We start from the raw sequence: 263 nt of genomic DNA on the forward strand, positions 1-263 counted from the left end.
GGCTAAAACTCAAAGGAATTGACGGGGGCCCGCACAAGCGGCGGAGCATGCGGATTAATTCGATGCAACGCGAAGAACCTTACCAAGGCTTGACATGGGGTGAAAACTCGTGGAGACACGGGGTCCGCAAGGGCGCCTCACAGGTGGTGCATGGTTGTCGTCAGCTCGTGTCGTGAGATGTTGGGTTAAGTCCCGCAACGAGCGCAACCCTCGTTCTATGTTGCCAGCACGTCATGGTGGGAACTCATAGGAGACTGCCGGGG

The 263-nt window shown here is 57.4% G+C and carries 1 rRNA gene; it reads left to right on the forward strand.

What is annotated here, in order from left to right:
• A 16S ribosomal RNA gene (locus tag QSK18_RS35755) occupies positions 1–263 on the forward strand; the annotation flags it as partial.

It is taken from the genome of Kineosporia sp. NBRC 101677 (assembly GCF_030269265.1).
GTDB classification, from domain to species: Bacteria; Actinomycetota; Actinomycetes; order Actinomycetales; family Kineosporiaceae; genus Kineosporia; species Kineosporia rhizophila.